The organism is Undibacterium umbellatum, assembly GCF_014284125.1.
Classification (GTDB): Bacteria; Pseudomonadota; Gammaproteobacteria; order Burkholderiales; family Burkholderiaceae_D; genus Undibacterium; species Undibacterium umbellatum.
Window position 1 is genome coordinate 469968 of record NZ_JACOFX010000001.1, and the last position, 19167, is coordinate 489134.

Genomic DNA, 19167 nt, shown 5'->3' on the forward strand with positions numbered 1-19167 from the left:
GTTTTTTTTATTTTGTTATTTAGGAACAGACAATGACTTTTAAACCTGCTCATTTGCTGGTAGTACTTCTTGCAACTGCCCTCCCTGCAATGGCTCAAAATCTGGCTACGGTCAATGGCAAAGCAATCCCCGCCAGCCGCCTTGAAATATTAGTCAAACAAGTAACTGCTCAAGGACAACAGCAAGACAGCCCGCAATTGCGCGCCATGTTGAAGCAGGAACTGATTAACCGCGAAGTATTGATACAAGAAGCGGAAAAATCAGGATTAGCAAATAACGCTGAAGTAAAGCAAGCCATCGAAGCAAGCCGTCAATCCATACTGGTGCGCGCGCTGATGATAGAGCAATTGAAAAAGAGCCCTGTTAGCGATGCAGAAGTACAAGCCGAGTATGACAAGTTGAAAGCACAGGCTGGCGATAAAGAATATCACCTGTACCATATCTTGCTGGAGAAAGAAGATGACGCCAAAGCCGTTATCTCCAAACTGAAAGCCGGTGCCAAGTTCGAAGAACTTGCCAAGCAATCAAAAGATGCTGGCTCTGCTTCCAAAGGCGGCGACTTGGAATGGTCGACTCCTAATAACTGGGATCCAACTTTTGCAACAGCTGTAAAAGCCCTGCAAAAAGGTCAATTCACTGAAACACCTGTGAAATCCCAAGCTGGCTTCCATATCATCAAACTGGATGATACCCGTACTGCAAAGTTTCCTACCGTAGAAGAAGTCAAACCTCAGTTTGTAGAAGGTTTGCAGCAGCAGCGCGTCCAGGCATATCAGCAAGCACTGATCAAAAAAGCCAAGATACAGTAATTCCATCTAGCTCTGCTTGATAAAAAAGAGGTGCACATGCACCTCTTTTTTGCCTTCCACACCATGCTATTGGTATTTGCCAATAATGCTGATCAACTTGCCATTACGCTGCAACTCAGCCAGCCCCTTATCTAATTGCTCGATGATTTGTGTCGCCTGTGGATGCTCTTTGCTGACGCCGAAATGCAAAGGGTACTTTTCTGTCTGCGGCAGACTGAGTATTTTATAAGTACTCATATCCAGAGGCAAAAGGCTCAGGCGCGCAAATCCCCACAATACTTCCTGCATATCCACCACGATGTCGCAATGGCCGCGCTCTATCTTGCGCATCAGACTAGTATAACTGGTCGCCCCACTCTCAATCGCCGATGCGGGCAGTTTAGTGTAAAAAGTGGATGAGCCGTGCAACGAACATACTTTGTATTTTTCCAGATCACTGAGCGCTTGCAGGGGTGGCTGCGGGAAGCGCCTGGCAGAATACAGGTAGGACGGTGTGAGGCTGTGATAACTACGAGAAAAGAGGTAAATCTTCTCGCGTTCGGGATTCTTGAATATCGACATTACGATATCAAAACCCTCACGTGCCTGCACTTCAAACAGGCAACGCGCCCAGGGTCTGAGCTCTATCTTGGGATCGGCAAAGATACTTCGCATCACATCGGCGGACAGCCCCTCAACAGCCGCCCCAGCCACCTTGACATAAGACATGGGTGGCCAGTTACCGTCACCACCGCAGGCACGCAAACGCTCTGCTGCTGCAGTAGCATGCAAGGCAAACAACAACGTAAAGAATAACAAATATTGCATTTATCTAGAGAAGTTTCCCTGACGATTCATTATAGGGAAAGCTGCGCCTCCCAACGCATTCATATTAATCCAAATGTAAAGCAACTTCACAAGACATGGATTAAATAAAACGGGCGAAATCATTTCCATGATTTCGCCCTGTAGTCTGCGCCTTCAAAAACCTAACTAACAAATACCCGTGCATTACGGAACATGCGCATCCACGGAGAATCTTCGCCCCAACCATCTGGATGCCATGAATGCAACACGGAGCGGAACACACGTTCTGCATGCGGCATCAACACGGTAAAGCGACCGTCTTCATTGGTGACCGATGTAATGCCCTGCGGCGAACCATTTGGATTGTAAGGATAAGCTTCCGTTGCCAGGCCAGCATTATTAATAAAGCGCATGGCAACCTGTGCCCTGGCAATATCACCCGTCGTTGAGAAGTCAGCAAAACCTTCGCCATGGGCAATCGCGATAGGTGTTTGAGTGCCAGCCATACCTTGGAAGAAGATGGAAGCAGACTCAGCCACCTCCACCATGGCAAAACGGCCCTCGAATTGTTCAGACTTATTCTTGGTGAATTTGGGCCAAGCATGCGCACCAGGGATGATGGATTTCAGATTACTCATCATCTGGCAACCATTACAGATACCCAAGCCAAAAGTATCGTCGCGATGGAAAAATTGCGAGAACTGATCAGACATCATGGCATTGAACAGAATAGTTTTTGCCCAGCCTTCACCTGCCCCAAGTACGTCACCATAAGAGAAGCCACCAACTGCGATCAGGCCCTTGAAGTCAGCCAGTTTTGCGCGACCAGCAATCAGGTCACTCATGTGTACATCTACGGCTTCAAAGCCTGACTTGTGCATGACATAGGCAGTTTCAATGTGCGAGTTCACACCCTGCTCACGCAAGATGGCGACCTTGGGACGCACGCCAGTGGCAATGAACGGCGCGGCCACGTCTTGCTGAGGATCGAAACTCAATTTAGGCTGCATGCCTCGGTCATTTGCATCAACGATGCGCGCATATTCAGCATCTGCACCAGCAGGATTATCGCGCAGGCGAGCGATTTGCCAACTGGTTTTACTCCACAACTGGTGCAAGGCAGTTCTTGGTTGAGTATAGATTTGCTTGGCATCGCGGGTAAATTCGATGACACCGCTATTGTTTGGCTTGCCGATGATATGGCTGCAGGCACCAAGATTAAAGCTGCGCAAGACGTCCATGACTTCTGAACGTTGTTCAGTGCGCACTTGTATCACGGCACCCAGCTCTTCATTGAACAAGGCCCGCAATGTCATGTCATTACGACGTTCAGATACCTGGCTGGCCCAGTTCTTGGCATCACCCTGGTCTGCCGCATGCTCGCTATCCATGGTCAGGATATCGAGATTGACGGACAAGCCAGCGCGACCAGCAAAAGCCATTTCACACAGACTGGCGTACAGGCCACCGTCAGAGCGGTCATGGTAAGCCAGCAATTTGTCTTCGCTATTCAACTGCTGGATAGCAGCAAAGAAAGCTTTGAGGTCTTCTGCACTATCAACATCAGGTGCTTCATTCCCAAGTTGCTGCATGACTTGCGCGAAGCAGGAAGCGCCCAAGCGATTCTTGCCACGTCCCAGGTCAATCAGAATCAGGCTGGTATCGCCCTGGTCCAGCCGTATTTGCGGCGTCAATGACTTGCGCACGTCATAGACTGGCGAGAAAGCAGAAATAATCAGCGATACTGGCGAAGTCACCGCCTTACTTTCTCCTTCATCCTTCCAGGTAGTACGCATGGACAGAGAATCTTTACCGACCGGGATACTGATGCCCAGTGCCGGACATAATTCCATGCCGACTGCTTTTACAGTATCAAACAAGGCAGCATCCTGGCCAGGCTGGCCGCAGGCCGCCATCCAGTTGGCCGACAATTTGATGTCCGAAATATCCTTGATTGGTGCAGCGGCGATATTGGTGATTGCTTCACCGACTGCCATACGGCCCGATGCCGCAGCATCAATCACGGCCAGCGGTGTACGCTCACCCATGGACATTGCTTCACCCAGATAGCCTTCCAGGCTCATGGTCGTCACGGCACAATCTGCTACTGGCACTTGCCATGGCCCCACCATCTGGTCACGCACTGAAGTCGCACCAACTGTGCGGTCACCAATGGTGATCAGGAAGGACTTGTCCGCAACTGTGGGCAGGCTCAGCACGCGTTCAGCAGCAACTTGCAGATCGATGCCTGTCAAATCAATTTTAGGGAAGTCATTGCTGACATGGGTAACATCCCTATGCATCTTGGGTGGTTTGCCCAGCAAGACATTCATAGGCATATCCACCGGTGAGGTGTCGTTTAGCGGATCGATGACGCGCAACTGGCGTTCTTCAGTCGCGGTACCAACCACGGCAAACGGGCAACGCTCACGTTCGCAGAAATGGCGGAACAGCTCCAGGCTTTCCGGTGCAATACCCAGGACATATCGCTCCTGCGATTCATTGCTCCAGATTTCTTTCGGGGCCATGCCGCTTTCTTCCAGCGGCACTTTGCGCAAATCAAACAAGGCGCCACGTTTGGCATCATTAGTGATTTCCGGGAAGGCATTCGACAGGCCGCCGGCACCTACGTCATGAATGGACAAGACAGGATTATCATCGCCCAACTGCCAGCAGGAATTGATGACCTCCTGAGCACGACGCTCCATCTCAGGATTACCACGTTGCACAGAATCAAAATCCAGATCCGCCGTGTTAGTACCTGTCGCCATTGAAGAAGCCGCACTACCGCCCATGCCTATGCGCATGCCGGGGCCACCCAGTTGTATCAACAGACTGCCTACTGGCAAATCATTCTTTTTGGTGTGCCTGTCCGAAATATTGCCGATACCACCAGCAATCATGATGGGCTTATGATAGCCATACACCGTGCCACCGACGTTTTGCTCGAAGGTCCGGAAATAACCACCAAGAACAGGACGACCAAATTCATTATTGAAAGCCGCGCCACCCAAAGGGCCCTCTATCATGATTTGTAGCGGTGAAGCAATGCGGTCTGGCTTGCCGTAGGCATTCGCATCGACTTTTGCAGTCAAGCTGTCACCAGCATTTTCCCAGGCCTGGCGTGCGCCTGGCAACATCAGGTTGGATACAGTAAAGCCGGTCAGGCCCGCTTTTGGACGGGCACCACGACCGGTCGCACCCTCATCGCGAATTTCACCACCAGCGCCAGTAGAAGCGCCTGGGAATGGAGAAATGGCGGTTGGGTGATTATGCGTTTCCACCTTCATCAGGGTATGCGTCAGTTCTTCTGTGACCTGATAGACCTGACCCTTACCAGAAGGGAAGAAACGATTGACCACCGCACCTTCCATGATGGAAGAATTATCGCTATAGGCAACGATGGTGCCCTTAGGTTGAAGCTCGTGGGTATTCTTGATCATCTGGAACAGGGATTTATCCTGTTTCTGACCATCGATAGTCCAGTCTGCATTGAAAATCTTGTGACGGCAATGTTCGCTGTTTGCTTGGGCAAACATCATCAGTTCAACGTCAGTAGGATTACGTTTCGCTATGGTGAAGGCATCAACCAGATAATCGATCTCATCATCAGATAAGGCCAGACCCAGTTCAGTATTGGCTTGCAACAGGGCAGCCTTGCCACCTTGCAATACATCAACATGCTCCAGATCTTTAGCAACCAGTTCAGAGAACAGCGCCTGTGCTTGCTGCGCATCGGACAGCACCATTTCTGTCATGCGATCATGCAAAAGTGCGGCTACTTGCTCACGACTGCCATCAGCGAGTTTCTTGGCACCACCGAGCAATCCAGTCTTTACCTGCACATAGTAGATAATGCCGCGTTCGAGACGATGGATATGCGTCATACCGCAATTGTGGACGATATCTGTGGCCTTGCTGGCCCATGGAGAGATCGTGCCAAAGCGCGGAATGACAACAAACACATCCCCTTCACTACTAGCGGCAAATGCATCGCCATACACCAGCAAAGCATTCAGGCGATCAGCGTCTTCCTTGACCAGTTCAGATGTAGTATCGACAAAATGAACATAGCGACCACTGACGCCAACAATATTGGCATCGACAGCTTGTAAGCGAGAAAGAAGACCGGAGGTACGAAAAGCAGACAGGGCGTTGGAGCCTGGCAATATCAACATGGTGAGCGAGGTAGTTGAGGCAATGTACACAAAACCTGCCGTGCACAAGTGCTGGTTGGATCAGAAAGCGTGATTATACCTTGATGACCTACCCGACTCCAGACGCCAGCAGGAAGAAATTGTCTTGTCAGCCAAACTCAATTCATAAACAGGGTGCTACGACCAATTTTTTTACTGTTTTTGAATTTTGATACATATTTTTTATCAATAAAACTAGGCATATCCTCGTCTAGCACAATCAGGCTAACCAATTGTTGGTCTGTAATCTTGTCGAAAATCATGTCTGAAATAACAATATTATTTTTGTGCAATTTATTACCCCAGAACAAATCACTACTTCGACTTTCAACTACCCTCACTGGCTGCCTCAAATAAAATGGCAGAGAAGACTGATGTTCAAAGACTCTAAACAAAAACACTTCGCGCTTGATTTTCATTGCAGACAATTCCGCTACCAGGGGTTGGGTCGATGTCCATTGCGCTGCCGCCTGCAGGACACCAATCAATCCAACCAGAATCAGCGCAGGCAATGCCGCAAAAGGGAAAATCCCTAAGCGTGGCAAACGCCACACGATAAGCGCGACGCATAGACTTACTATGCACGCAGAAATCATAAATGCCTGAAAAAATTGCATGCTTTGCATACCGAAGACAAGCAAAGAAGAAAATTGAGACGTACCTTGCTTGCTTGCCAGCCAGGCGAGCGCCCCAAACAATAGCGCCATGACCAAGCCAACCAGCCCCCTGCCCCATGCTCGCCCAAATTGCCTGTCTTCCAGGGCTATTGCAAGTTGCAGGGCGACGAGAGGCATGACTACGACGAGGTAGTAGTTCGCTTTGGCACTGGATACAGAAAAGAACAGCACTGGCATGATCCATGCACATGCCAGGAAAATATGCAGCATTCTTTGACATGGATTCCTGGTTTTGACAAACAAAAGCACCGGCAAAAAGAAAGACCAGGGAAAAAGATAAATCACCATCCGAGGCAAGTAATACCACCAGGCACCAGCATAATAATCATGCGGCTCACGCTTACCCAAAAAACGCAGCACATGTTCATTGATAAAATAAAACCAGGCAAATATAGGCTCAGCTAGTATCGCAGCAATATGCCAGGGCAAGGCTATCAGCAAGAAAATACCTAGTGCCTTAGGATTAAACCAGGCAATAATTCTTTTTAGAAAATCTGACACCGAACTGGAAAACAGCGCGGTGTAGGTGAAGGTGACGGCAACAAATAAAATAATCGCCACAAAACCCTTGGCCAACAACGCAAAAGCTAGCAAGCCCAAAGACCAATTGAGTTTTTCCCTGGCCCCCGATCGACTAAATAAATAGCCATTCATCACAGCGCCCGTAAAAAACACTGTCAAGAGCATATCGAACATCAGGGTGCGCGACATGGCCATGACGCCAAAGCCAGTAATAAACATTAATGCAGCTAGTCTGGCAGCAGTAACCCGCTCAATCTGCCGACCAAACCATAGAATCATAGCCACACATGAGAGTGCTGAAAATGCTGGTACTAGTCGGGCAGACCATTCATTTTCACCAAAAATAGCAAAGGAAATCGCTGTCAACCAATATAACAGGGGTGGCTTCTCCATATACGCCAAGCCATTAAGATGAGGGATGATCCAATGGCGCCAATCCCCTGAAGCCAGCATTTCCCTTGGAATTTCCGCGTAAAGACCTTCATTATTATCCAGTATAGGGTAACAGCCCAGACCATAAGCCAAAAAGAAGAACGTCACTGACCACACCAGCCAGACCGGTATGCTTGTTTGATGCACTTCAATTTCAGCTTGTACAGCACTCATGTTGGTAAAGAATGATTCCCTAAGGACAATTCAAAGAGAGAATTGGCGAATTTTTTTCAAGTAGCGAACTGTATCCATTCTTGATGAATAAAGCAAAAAAAAGACAAGCAATATGCTTGTCTTTTTGGAGGTGTACAGTTTATTCAGGCTACGGATGCAACATTTTTTGCCCACACCAAGGCCGCCATGTGTGCCGCATTCAGGTCCGGTGGAGTAATCTTCAAAGATTCAGCCAAAGAACCAACCAACATGCTATTCAATTCACATGCCTCAGCCAGCGCCAGGAATGGGCCGTAAGTGCCGCCGCGAGATATTAGCGCCTCGGTAACAACCTCAGGCAATTGTATGGATGACAGCACTTCTTCCATAGGAATGCCCAAGAGCCTGTCCAACAAAGAGAACATGCCCGCCACAAACAGATTTTCCGCTTCACTCTTGGACATTTTGCTTTGCCCCAGAATCTCGGCAAGACGACCACGAACGATGGCAGTCTCCAACAATACCGGGGAATAACCACTGGTACTGGCAGTAGCCAACAACAGTGTCAGCCATCGATACAAGGGACTATAGCCCAGCATCTGGACCGCATGCTTCAAGGATTGCACTTCAGAACGCAAACCAAAACCAGCAGAATTAATGTAGCGCAAAAGCTTATACGCCAGAGTCGCATCGCGCTTGACTACTGCTTCTAGCTGCTGGATGTCCGCATTTTTTCTAACCATTTCCATTAATTGCAAAATAGTCGTTTGCGAGGTATTTAAAGTTTTGGGTGCAGTGCTTGGCCTTGGTGTCAAATGCAGTTTACCGACAAAGCTATCCAGTCCCAATGCTGAGCAAGCGTCAAAATCCTGCCAGGCAGTGATATCGCGCGCCACCATACGGACAGTTGACTGCTTCAAAGCTGCATACACCTTGGCCTGAGATGCAAAATTGGACGCGTTCAATTTAACTTCGAGATGGGTAATTTGTGCAAAATAAGCGCGCTCCAGCGTAGTTACTTCAGCGCCGCGCAAACATATGCCATAACCAAGTTGGCGCAATTCTGTCACTGCCGCCAGTGTTTCAGGATCAGCAAAATATTTTTTATGAAGTATCAATACGGTATTCTTGGCAGGAAGAAGTTTCAAGCCCTCTGCATGCAATAACTCAGGTACCGCTTCCAGGAACAGCAGGCTATCACCGAGCAAGAAACCTTTGTCGTCATCATGCAATTGCACAGCAACAAACTCAAGCAAAGCACTCAGGCTTTCCGTGCTTGCTTCTGCATTCTGATCTGGCTGCTGCCAGGAAATTTGAAAACCAATAACTCTCTGCTTAGGATCGAGTAAGGGTTCTCTTACGATGAAGCTTTCTTCTATCATCTTAGTATTATTTATGTTGGATTAATATGATTGAAAAATTCAGCCTCCAAGGCTACCACGCAAATCATCAAGTTAATTCTGATTTAAAGCAGCCCGGAATTGCGTTGTCGATTAATGTGCGTGCCATTCAAGACGGCTCCTGCAATCTACTCAATTTACTGTCAGTTGCCATCATCAAGCACCCAATAAACCGTGCATTGAATTGCTAACAACATGATGGATGCCTGCACGGTTATTTCCATTATTTTGGCAGCAGAACCAAGGCGACAATATACATCCGGCGCTTCTCCGGCGAAATGTTTTGCCCATTTGCAAAATGGCAAAATTATTACGCAACAACCTGACGATACACCCTGTTCTGTCTGGGAGATTTTTTGCTTGAGTATCTGGATTGATACACTGACTCATTTTCCTCTCCAGGCAAAACTGATTGTCCTGCTATTTACCAAGTTTTTCGAAAATTTTGGTCAGTTTTTCATCCAGAGTGGCTGCAGTGAATGGCTTCACCACATAACCATTGGCACCCGCCTGGGCAGCAGCAATGATATTTTCTTTTTTGGCTTCAGCAGTCACCATCAATACCGGCATTTTTGATAAAGCTGGATCTGCACGGATATGCTGCAACATCGTCAGTCCATCCATGTTAGGCATATTCCAGTCTGAAATGACGAAATCGAAATCACCATTCTTGAGTTTTGCCAGTCCCATTGCACCGTCTTCGGCTTCATCGACATTGGAATATCCCAATTCTTTCAGCAAATTCCGCACTATGCGACGCATAGTAGAAAAGTCGTCGACTACTAAAAATTTGAGATTTTGATCGGCCATGAATTACTCCACTATTTCTTTAAGGACAGTTATTAGCATTATCGGACAAATTGAGATAAAACGGTGCTGAAATTACTGTAACACATTAAATTCTATCAAAACGTCACACCCTCAAGGCTCTACTGCCATGCGTTGCAAGATAATGCAGCACCTTTGCGGGCAATTCATTCAAAGGGCCAACCTCATGTGTCGCGCCAATTGCAATTGCTTCTCGCGGCATACCAAATACTACACAACTTGCCTCATCTTGGGCAAAATTGTATGCGCCGGCGTTTTTCATTTCCAGCATTCCAGCCGCACCGTCTTTACCCATACCAGTCAAAATCACCCCAACAGCATTCTTACCTGCATAAGTTGCAGCAGATCTGAACAAGACATCTACCGAAGGCCTGTGGCGATTTACCGGCTCTCCCTGGTCGAGTTGTGTCACATAGTTGGCTCCACTACGCCCCAACAACAAATGAGAATGACCTGGAGCGATGTAGGCATGACCAGGCAAGACACGCTCACCACCTGCTGCCTCAGACACTGAAATCTTGCACAAACCATCCAGACGCTTTGCAAATGAGCGCGTAAAGCCTTCCGGCATATGCTGAGTGATCAGTATTCCCGGGCAGTCAGAAGGCATCTGCACCAGGAAATTTTTTATCGCCTCAGTTCCTCCTGTAGACGCGCCAATAATAATGAGTTTCTCACTACTGGTCAGTGGATTGCGCACCTGTGGCAATACACCAACAGTTGCCTGCGAAGAACCTGCTAATGGTACACTTCTTGGCCTAATTCTGGCCTTGGAGGCGATTCTAACCTTGTCGGCAATAAGCTCAGTATATTCCCGCATGCCACTTTGTATGGACAGTTTGGGTTTGGTGACAAAGTCAACCGCCCCCAATTCCAGCGCGCGCATAGTGATCTCCGAGCCTCGCTCAGTCAAAGAAGACACCATGATGACAGGCATGGGCCGCAAGCGCATCAAACGTTCAAGGAAATCCAAACCGTCCATTTTTGGCATTTCCACATCCAAAGTCAGCACATCTGGATTAGTCTGCTTGATCAATTCGCGCGCAACCAATGGATCAGGTGCCACGCCGACCACTTCCATGTCTGGCTGACTACTGATAATCTCGCTCATGACACTTCGTATCAACGCAGAGTCATCGACAATTAATACTTTTATTTTCATTCAAAATTACTCCGTGTGCTGTCCAGATACAGACACCACACCTTAATTAACTAGAACAAATCCACTTCACCACCAACTGAAGTCGTTTTGAGCCTGCTGGCATAATCCTGCTCACGCCTTCTGAGGGTATCGTTATGTTCCACTTTGAGTTTCTTGACCAAAACCTTGCCAGTCCGAGGAAAAAAATAAACTTTGCGCGGATAAATATCATTCAAATCTTCAGCAATGACGCGCATTCTCTCTGCACGCAAATAGTCGAGCACGAATTTCGCATTGCGCTCACCGACATTGATCGCTGTAAAGCCGCGCAAGACATTGCCACCACCAAATACCTTCGCCTCCATATTTTCTCGCTTGGCACCAGCCTTTAGCAATTCATTGATCAGTACTTCCATGGCATAGGTTCCATAACGCATGGATGCTGACACTGGGTTATCTGCATCACCACCAGAATCGGGCAACATGAAGTGATTCATTCCACCCACACCAGACACACGATCGCGTATGCATGCAGAAACACAAGATCCCAAAACCGTCACGATCAGCATGTCCTTGTTGGTGAAATAAAATTCACCAGGCAATATTTTCGCAGCATCACAATCGAAAGTTCGGTCGTAATAGACGTTCGTTGCAAAATGCTCTTCACTTAGCTGGCTCATGGATTACCCTTTTGCAAATGGCGCAATGTCGGTCTGGTGCCTGAAGAATGGGATTTAGCCAGTTCATAGACCGTCTTGCCTCTCAACTTGAAATCATCCGAGACATACAGAAAATTCTCTGAATGACCCGCGAACAAGAGGCCATCCGGCTTCATCAAGGGAACAAATTTCTTCAAAATTTTGCCTTGCGTTGGCTTGTCAAAATATATCATGACATTTCGACAAAAAATTGCATCAAATTCACCGTTCAAAGGCCAATTATCTTCCAATAAGTTCAATTGCTTAAATGTGATCAAATCCCTCAATTCGGGCCGCACCCTAACCAAGCCATCTTGCGCACCTTTGCCTTTAAGAAAAAATTTGCGTGTTCTCTCTGCAGACAATTTCTCTATGCGATCCAAGTTATAGACCCCTCGCGAGGCTGTTTCGAGCACATTGGTATCTATATCCGTTGCAATGATATGGGCAGGGGGACGCAGCGTTCCAAATGCCTCACAAAGCGTCATGGCAATAGAGTAAGGCTCCTCCCCTGTCGAACTGGCTGAGCACCAGATATTTACTGTTTCATGCTTTTTTGCAATATGTTCAGCAAGGATAGGGAAATGATGCTCTTCCCTGAAAAACGAAGTCAGATTGGTTGTCAACGCATTCGTAAACGCCTCCCATTCAGACTCAATTTGATGACTTTCCAAACCATCAAGATATTCAGAAAACGAACTGATGCCCGTCGCCCGCAAACGACGCGCCAAGCGGCTATACACCATTTCCTGCTTACTATCAGCCAATGAAATGCCGGCTCTTTTATAAATCAAGTCTCTGACACGGTCAAAATCTCTTGAGTTAAATGAAAACTCTTTTGAAGTATCCGACCTGGTTTTATCGATGGATTTTGTCATTCAATGCTTTCCTAAACTTTCCCCATCCTGTTTCAGAGACGAAAGCTGATTTCAAATAAAAATCCAGACAACCAATATCTACACAGGCATTTTGCCAGACTAAAAAATATTTGCTGTTAATTAAGTTAAACTAAATCCGTGATTCACAACACTTTAATAAGCTGATGCAAGTCTTAGCAATATGAGTCAAACACCAATTTTGCATAATTACCATCATCCTGCAGCTGTCAAAACTCTTCCCAGTCGTCTTGCTTTCCTGCATCGACTGCGGGCTTACTAGCTCTGGCACCAGCACCAGAAGTACCTGCTGGCGCTGCTCTTGGCAATGCTTTTAGCTCAGATCTGGCAGGTGCAGCAGGTTTGCTCACTGCTTTGCTGACCACTGGTTTTGACTGGTGTGAGACATGCCCTCCAGCAATGTTCAGCTTGAACACGCTTACTGCCTGGGCCAGTGCGACAGCCTGTTCTTCCATGCTTTCTGCCGCAGCCGCTGCCTGTTCAACCAGGGCTGCATTCTGTTGCGTCATTTCATCCATTTGCGTAATCGCCAGATTCACTTGTTCTATACCTGAACTTTGTTCCTGGCTGGCTGCTGTGATCTCGCTCATGATGTCGGCCACATGCTGGACACTGGTGACAATTTCATCCATGGTCTTGCCAGCCTCATCTACCAGCTTACTACCCTGATCGACTTTGTCTACTGAATCACTGATGAGCGATTTGATTTCTTTCGCAGCACTGGCACTACGCTGCGCCAGGTTGCGCACTTCTGCCGCCACCACGGCAAAGCCGCGACCCTGTTCACCTGCCCTGGCGGCCTCCACTGCCGCATTCAAGGCCAGGATATTGGTCTGGAAGGCGATACCGTCAATCACGCCAATGATGTCAACAATCTTGCGAGAACTTTCCTTGATCGAACCCATGGTACTCACAACTTGACCAACCACTGCACCACCTTTGACAGCAACACCGGATGCAGAGACTACCAGCTGATTAGCCTGGCGTGCATTGTCGGCATTTTGCCTGACTGTACTGGTCAGCTCTTCCATCGAACTGGCGGTTTCTTCCAGCGAACTGGCCTGCGATTCCGTGCGACTGGACAGATCAGCATTACCAGAAGCAATCTCTTGGGATGCTACCGTGATTGTCTCTGTACCGGTCCTTACCTGCCCAACCGTGGCAGCCAAATTGTCGTTCATATTCTTCAAAGCCTGGAACAATGAAGCCACTTCATCATTACCTGTTACTGCGACCTGACTACGTAAATCTCCTTCTGCCACAGTTTCAGCCAGACTCAGGGCTTCTTGCAAGGGCTGTGTAATACTACGAGTGATGGTCCAGGCAAACAGTGCGCCTAATGCCAGAGCAGACAACAAAATGACATAAAGCCAATTAGTCAGTTTCGCGCCTGCAGCTGCAAAGGTTTCAAAAACCTGCTTCGAAGCCACATCCTGCACATCGACCAACTTATTCATTTCCTGGATTGATTTGGTGCTCAAGGGATCAATCACTGTCGCAATAATCTTTGCAGCACCTTCCGCATTAAATGCCAACGCCTGGCCAACAGCATCCTTTAATGGCTTATCTATTTCCTTATCAATTTTGGCAATATCACCAAGAATTTTCTTTTCTTCTTCACTCAAACCCAAAGAAGCAATTTTATCCTTGGCTTCTTCATATTTTTTCTTTTGCAGCTTGACCTTGGCCTCTTCTTTTTGCATTTCACCGACATCTGACTGTATGCCGATATTGCGCATGGCTATTCCGCCTTCAAACAAGGCACTTTTCATATTATTTGCCAATACCTGCTTTTGTGCGGACAGGTTCAAACCATCCGCCATTGCCTTGCGATTGTTGCCGCTAAGCGCATTAACAAATAGAATAACTGCAATCAGGCCCACCAAAATAAGTGCAAAGCCTAATCCCAGGCGGGTGCCGATTTTAAAATTTCTCAGATTCATAGCGTCTCCATTTTATTTTTTGCTAGCTACTACACCGACTCTATTTTCTTGCCAATCAATCCAGGAAAAACAGGCTCTATGCCGCGGTATCAACCAAGCCCATTTCTGGACTCGACATCAATTTATCAATGTCTACAAGTATCAACATGCGATCATCCAGCGTACCGAGACCAATCAGGAAGTCTGTGCTAAACGTTGTTCCCATTTCTGGTGCTGGCCTGACCTGCTCTGGCAACAAGGTAGTAACATCGGAAACGCTATCCACGACCATACCAACTATGCGACCCTCGATATTCAAAATAATAACGACCGTGAATTGATCGTAGGTAGGCGTACCCAAATTAAACTTAATGCGCATATCAACGACGGGAACAATAATGCCGCGCAAGTTGATAACACCCTTCAAGAAATCTGGGGCATTGGCGATGCGAGTTACTGCTTCGTAACCTCGTATTTCCTGCACCTTGAGAATGTCAATACCGTACTCTTCATTTCCCAAAGTGAAAGCAAGGAATTCATGCCCAGCAATATCGGACTTAGTTCCATCATTGGAACCATGATCACCAGCCTGTGAAATTTGCGTCATTTCTTTTTCCTCGTCTTAAATTTCTAATTCAATCTTCATCGCGCGGTGCGCAAAACAGCAGCGACATCCAAAATAAGTGCAACACCACCGTCGCCCAGAATCGTTGCACCTGAGATTCCGGGGACTTTCTTGTAATTTGATTCTATGTTTTTCACCACAACTTGCTGCTGACCTACCAGATCATCAACAAACAGCGCCGCTTTTTTTCCATCCACCTCAACAATGACAACAATGCCATCGGATGGATCAGTATATTTGGGCTGAATGTCAAAATATTCGTACAACGGCACGAGTGGCAGATACTCGTCACGGACCTTGACCACCCTGCCCTTGCCGCTGATTTCTTTAATGTCCGCCTTGGTCGGTTGCAACGATTCCATAACGAAGCCCAAAGGCAAGATATAAATCTCGTTACCAAATTTAATCGACATGCCATCAAGTATTGCCAGTGTCAAAGGCAGGGAAATCGTGATAGTTGTTCCATATCCTTTCGCCGAGCGTATATCGACTACCCCACCCATGGCAGTTATATTACGTTTGACGACATCCATGCCAACACCGCGACCTGAAACATCAGTGACAGTCTCAGCAGTAGAAAAGCCGGGAGCAAAAATCAGGAGCCAGACCTCACTATCAGTCATAGAGTCAGATACAGTCAAACCATTCTGCTTTGCCTTGGCGAGAATTTTTTCCCTGTGCAAACCACCACCGTCATCACTGACTTCAATAACAATATTGCCGCCCTGATGCACAGCAGAAAGGGATAATTTACCGGTTTCATTTTTACCAGATTGCGCCCTGGTTGCCGGCATCTCTATACCATGATCGATACTATTTCTAACCAGATGGGTAAGTGGATCAACGATGCGTTCAATCAAGCCTTTATCCAGCTCCGTCGAAGCGCCATAAGTGACAAATTCAACTTTCTTGCCAAGTTTGGTCGCCAGATCTCTGACCATGCGCGGGAAACGTGAAAACACATAATCCATAGGCATCATTCGTATGGACATGACGGCCTCTTGCAGATCACGGGTATTGCGCGTCAAATGTGCAACGCTGCTTAACAAGCGCTCATTGGCGATAGGGTCAAGATCCTGAGTACGCTGTTCCAGCATGGCCTGGGTAATCACCAGCTCACCGATCAGATTAATCAACTGATCCACTTTCTCTATACCAACCCGTATGGTTGAGGATTCTTGAGAGGCCGCAGGTTTTTCAATTTTTTTCTCGGCTTGCTGAACTTGCTTTTCAGCGGCAACAACATCCACCATTTTTTCAGCTACAGGAGCGGCTTTATTTTCTTCTGGTGGAAACATGGATTCCAGAGGTTCAAAGAATCCATATCCAAGCTCATCTTCGGTAGGCTCTGCCTTGCCAGCAGGTAAGCTGGCAATCTGTTCTTCGCTTATTTTCAGAGTATCAGGATTAAGTATGAAAGAACAAATCGAAATGATGTCATCTTTGCTTTCATTGGTGCGTAATGCCAGAACTACGTTTTTACCATTATTATCGAGCCTGGAAATCGCACCCAGCAACCCTAACTCAGACATGATGGCGACAGCATCAGCTTCAGATACTTCAGGCATTTCAATTTTAAATGCCGTTTTAAAGACGACATCGGAATGATCAAGCTCTGGGATTCGGCTATTAAAACTGGCGATAGGTGCCGATGCGGGCACCGGATCCTGTGACAGCGATTGCAGCAACATCCTGACATCAGCAACAGCATCCTGATCAACAGGGGTACCGAGCCTATGGCCATCAAGCTGCATTTTCAAAATATCTTTGGCGATGAGAAAAGCGTCGACGTGCTCCCCAGTAAGCGCCATCTCTCCCTTGCGTATTTTATCGAGCAGCGACTCCAGAATATGAGTCACTTCTGTCATGTCCGTCAGGCCAAAAGTCGAAGCTCCACCCTTGATGGAATGAGCTGCCCGGAAAATGGCATTCAAATCCTCAGGATCTGGCGAAGAGATATCGACGGCAAGTAACAATTTTTCCTTCTCGGCAAGAAGCTCTTCCGCCTCGTCGAAAAACACTTGGAAAAACTGACTCATGTCAATCGTCATTATTAAACTCCGTGATTTACATTTGTTTGCCCAAACTGCGGGCCATGAATTCAGCCAATCACTTTTTTAACCACTTCAGTCAGTTTCTGCGGATCAAATGGTTTTACCAGCCAGCCATTGGCACCAGCAGCACGACCTTTAGCCTTCATATCGTCGCTTGACTCAGTTGTCAGCATCAGGATGGGCACGCGCGCATAAGATGGCAAACCACGCAAAGACTTGATGAGAGTAAGACCATCCATTCTTGGCATGTTTTGGTCCGTCAGCACCAAATCGACTACTTGATTACGTGCTTTTTCCAGACCATCCTGACCATCAACTGCTTCAATTACCTGATATCCCGCTGCTTTTAAACTGAAAGCTACCATCTGCCTCAAGGAGCCAGAATCATCCACAGCTAAAATTGTCTTGGCCATATTTACTCCGTTATACGAATTATAGGCAGCTTCCGCTCACTGCCACTTGATTTAAAATAACTCTATGTCACCACTATCCAGATGCTTTTGATGCACTGCTTTACGTAACAAATTCTTCAGATCCGCACTTTGCTTTTCCAGGCGTAAGTTAGTTTCGCGCAGCAACGCCGTCAATTCATCAGATTCACCATCATGTTCAATATCATTACCCAACACACCTAAAGTCCCCAGCACTTCGCGCAAGCCTTCACATCTTTGCAAGGTTCGTGAAATCAATTGACTGGTCAAATCCTGAAATTGCAAGCTGGTTACTGCTGAGCTGATATGCTTGGAAATATCTTCCTGTATGACCTTGAGCCGCAACACACTTTCATCTGAAACACCGCCAGAGCTGACGATCAAATTGATTTCCTCCTGCTCACTCGATATTGCTGCATGCAGCGCCATGAAGCTGACACCCAGCTTTTCTATCGCCTCACCCAGGAGTATCGTTGTTTGCGCAAGGTCGGTCTCAACCTCCAGCAAATGTGCATTTCCATGATCAGACACACCTGATAAAAGTTGCTTAACCTGAGAACCCAACAGTTTCTTTTTGGACATCTTAAGCATCCTATCTATGCATTTTGACTTAATGATGCTGCAGTCTTACTTGTAGCTTGCTACTGCCTTGCCTGTCATTACTTCTTTCAAGGCTTGACTGAAATTTCTGCACTTGAGTCAGGTTGACTTTCGACTTCAATGGTGCCTCCGTCCTGCGATGCAGACTGCTCTGCTTTCTTATTCATGACGATAATGCTGATTCTACGATTGATAGGATTCAAAGGATCTTGCTTGTCAAAGAGTACCGAAGAAGAAAGGCCAACGACTCTTAACATCTTGGTCTCATCCATCCCCCCATAAATCAACTCACGTCTTGATGCATTGGCACGGTCAGCAGAGAGCTCCCAATTGCTGTAGCCGCGTTCGCCACTACCATACGGCGCTGCATCAGTGTGGCCAGACAAACTGATGCGATTAGGCACATCATTAAGTGCTTTGCCTATCTCATGCAAAATTTCTCTGGTATAGGGCTGTAAATCTGCCTTGGCAGAGGCAAACATAGGGCGATTTTGTTCATCGACCATTTGAATACGCAAACCATCGGTTGTAATATCCAACAACAATTGTTTCTTGTATTGCTTCAAGGTAGGATTAGACTCAATCGCCGCTTCAATTTTTGTTTTCAAGCCCTTTAACCTCTCAGCTTCAACTTTGGCCAAAGCAGCCTCTGCAGCCTGGAGATTATAAGTTTTCTTCTGTGCGTCAATATCACCTTTGCGATTTTGCCCTTCTCGTGCGCTGAGATCCTTACCACCGCCCTTGATAACACTAGAACTATCGCCACTGCCATCACCACCAGCCATTGCCACCTTCAGGGGAGTCTGGAAATACTCGGCAATGCCGTTCAAATTACCCTTGGCTGTAGACCCCAGCAACCACATCAATAAGAAGAAAGCCATCATCGCAGTGACAAAGTCAGCGTACGCAATCTTCCACGCACCACCATGATGACCACCGGCCACCTTCTTGATGCGTTTGACTATAATTGGTCGAAGTTCTTCGCTTGCCATCATCA

15 protein-coding genes are annotated in these 19167 nt (G+C 47.2%); 1 reads left to right on the forward strand and 14 read right to left on the reverse strand.

Annotation, left to right across the window (positions count from 1 at the left end):
* Nucleotides 1–32: 32 nt before the first annotated feature.
* A complete protein-coding gene (locus H8L47_RS02230) occupies nt 33–809 on the forward strand; it encodes a peptidylprolyl isomerase (protein WP_186951600.1) in 777 nt (258 codons plus the stop codon).
* Between the two features lie 66 nt (nt 810–875).
* Here the strand turns inward: H8L47_RS02230 and H8L47_RS02235 are convergent, their stop codons facing one another.
* The 14 genes from H8L47_RS02235 to motB form a co-directional block, all read right to left on the reverse strand.
* Entirely contained in the window at nt 876–1616 is a 741-nt protein-coding gene (locus H8L47_RS02235; RefSeq protein WP_186951601.1) for a substrate-binding periplasmic protein, read from the reverse strand.
* A gap of 161 nt (nt 1617–1777) precedes the next feature.
* Nucleotides 1778–5773, reverse strand: coding sequence for a phosphoribosylformylglycinamidine synthase (gene purL, locus H8L47_RS02240; RefSeq protein WP_186951602.1), 3996 nt, complete (start codon nt 5771–5773; stop codon nt 1778–1780).
* Between the two features lie 137 nt (nt 5774–5910).
* A complete protein-coding gene (locus H8L47_RS02245) occupies nt 5911–7596 on the reverse strand; it encodes a phospholipid carrier-dependent glycosyltransferase (protein ID WP_186951603.1) in 1686 nt (561 codons plus the stop codon).
* 143 nt (nt 7597–7739) lie between these two features.
* A complete protein-coding gene (locus tag H8L47_RS02250; protein ID WP_186951604.1) occupies nt 7740–8957 on the reverse strand; it encodes an EAL and HDOD domain-containing protein in 1218 nt (405 codons plus the stop codon).
* A 438-nt stretch (nt 8958–9395) separates the two neighbouring features.
* Nucleotides 9396–9785 carry a chemotaxis response regulator CheY gene (gene cheY / locus H8L47_RS02255; protein ID WP_110253727.1) on the reverse strand — a complete coding sequence of 130 codons (390 nt, stop codon included), beginning with the start codon at nt 9783–9785 and terminating at the stop codon, nt 9396–9398.
* 103 nt (nt 9786–9888) lie between these two features.
* Nucleotides 9889–10965: a protein-glutamate methylesterase/protein-glutamine glutaminase gene (locus tag H8L47_RS02260; protein ID WP_186951605.1), complete on the reverse strand. Its 1077-nt coding sequence runs from the start codon at nt 10963–10965 to the stop codon at nt 9889–9891.
* A gap of 50 nt (nt 10966–11015) precedes the next feature.
* On the reverse strand, nt 11016–11624 hold the full coding sequence (gene cheD / locus H8L47_RS02265) for a chemoreceptor glutamine deamidase CheD (protein WP_186951606.1): 609 nt from the start codon (nt 11622–11624) through the stop codon (nt 11016–11018).
* Nucleotides 11621–12520: a CheR family methyltransferase gene (locus H8L47_RS02270; RefSeq protein WP_186951607.1), complete on the reverse strand. Its 900-nt coding sequence runs from the start codon at nt 12518–12520 to the stop codon at nt 11621–11623. Before H8L47_RS02270 ends, cheD begins: the two co-directional genes overlap by 4 nt.
* Before the next feature lie 227 nt (nt 12521–12747).
* Complete coding sequence (locus H8L47_RS02275) at nt 12748–14481, reverse strand: methyl-accepting chemotaxis protein (protein WP_186951608.1); 1734 nt, start codon at nt 14479–14481, stop codon at nt 12748–12750.
* A 76-nt stretch (nt 14482–14557) separates the two neighbouring features.
* The gene (locus tag H8L47_RS02280; RefSeq protein ID WP_186951609.1) at nt 14558–15067 is read right to left on the reverse strand and encodes a chemotaxis protein CheW; all 510 of its coding nucleotides are present in this window, start codon (nt 15065–15067) and stop codon (nt 14558–14560) included.
* Between the two features lie 35 nt (nt 15068–15102).
* Entirely contained in the window at nt 15103–17136 is a 2034-nt protein-coding gene (gene cheA / locus H8L47_RS02285; protein WP_186951610.1) for a chemotaxis protein CheA, read from the reverse strand.
* A 50-nt stretch (nt 17137–17186) separates the two neighbouring features.
* Nucleotides 17187–17552: a response regulator gene (locus tag H8L47_RS02290; RefSeq protein ID WP_110253733.1), complete on the reverse strand. Its 366-nt coding sequence runs from the start codon at nt 17550–17552 to the stop codon at nt 17187–17189.
* Between the two features lie 51 nt (nt 17553–17603).
* Entirely contained in the window at nt 17604–18152 is a 549-nt protein-coding gene (locus tag H8L47_RS02295; RefSeq protein ID WP_186951611.1) for a chemotaxis protein, read from the reverse strand.
* An 86-nt stretch (nt 18153–18238) separates the two neighbouring features.
* Entirely contained in the window at nt 18239–19162 is a 924-nt protein-coding gene (gene motB, locus H8L47_RS02300; RefSeq protein ID WP_186951612.1) for a flagellar motor protein MotB, read from the reverse strand.
* Nucleotides 19163–19167: the final 5 nt, after the last annotated feature.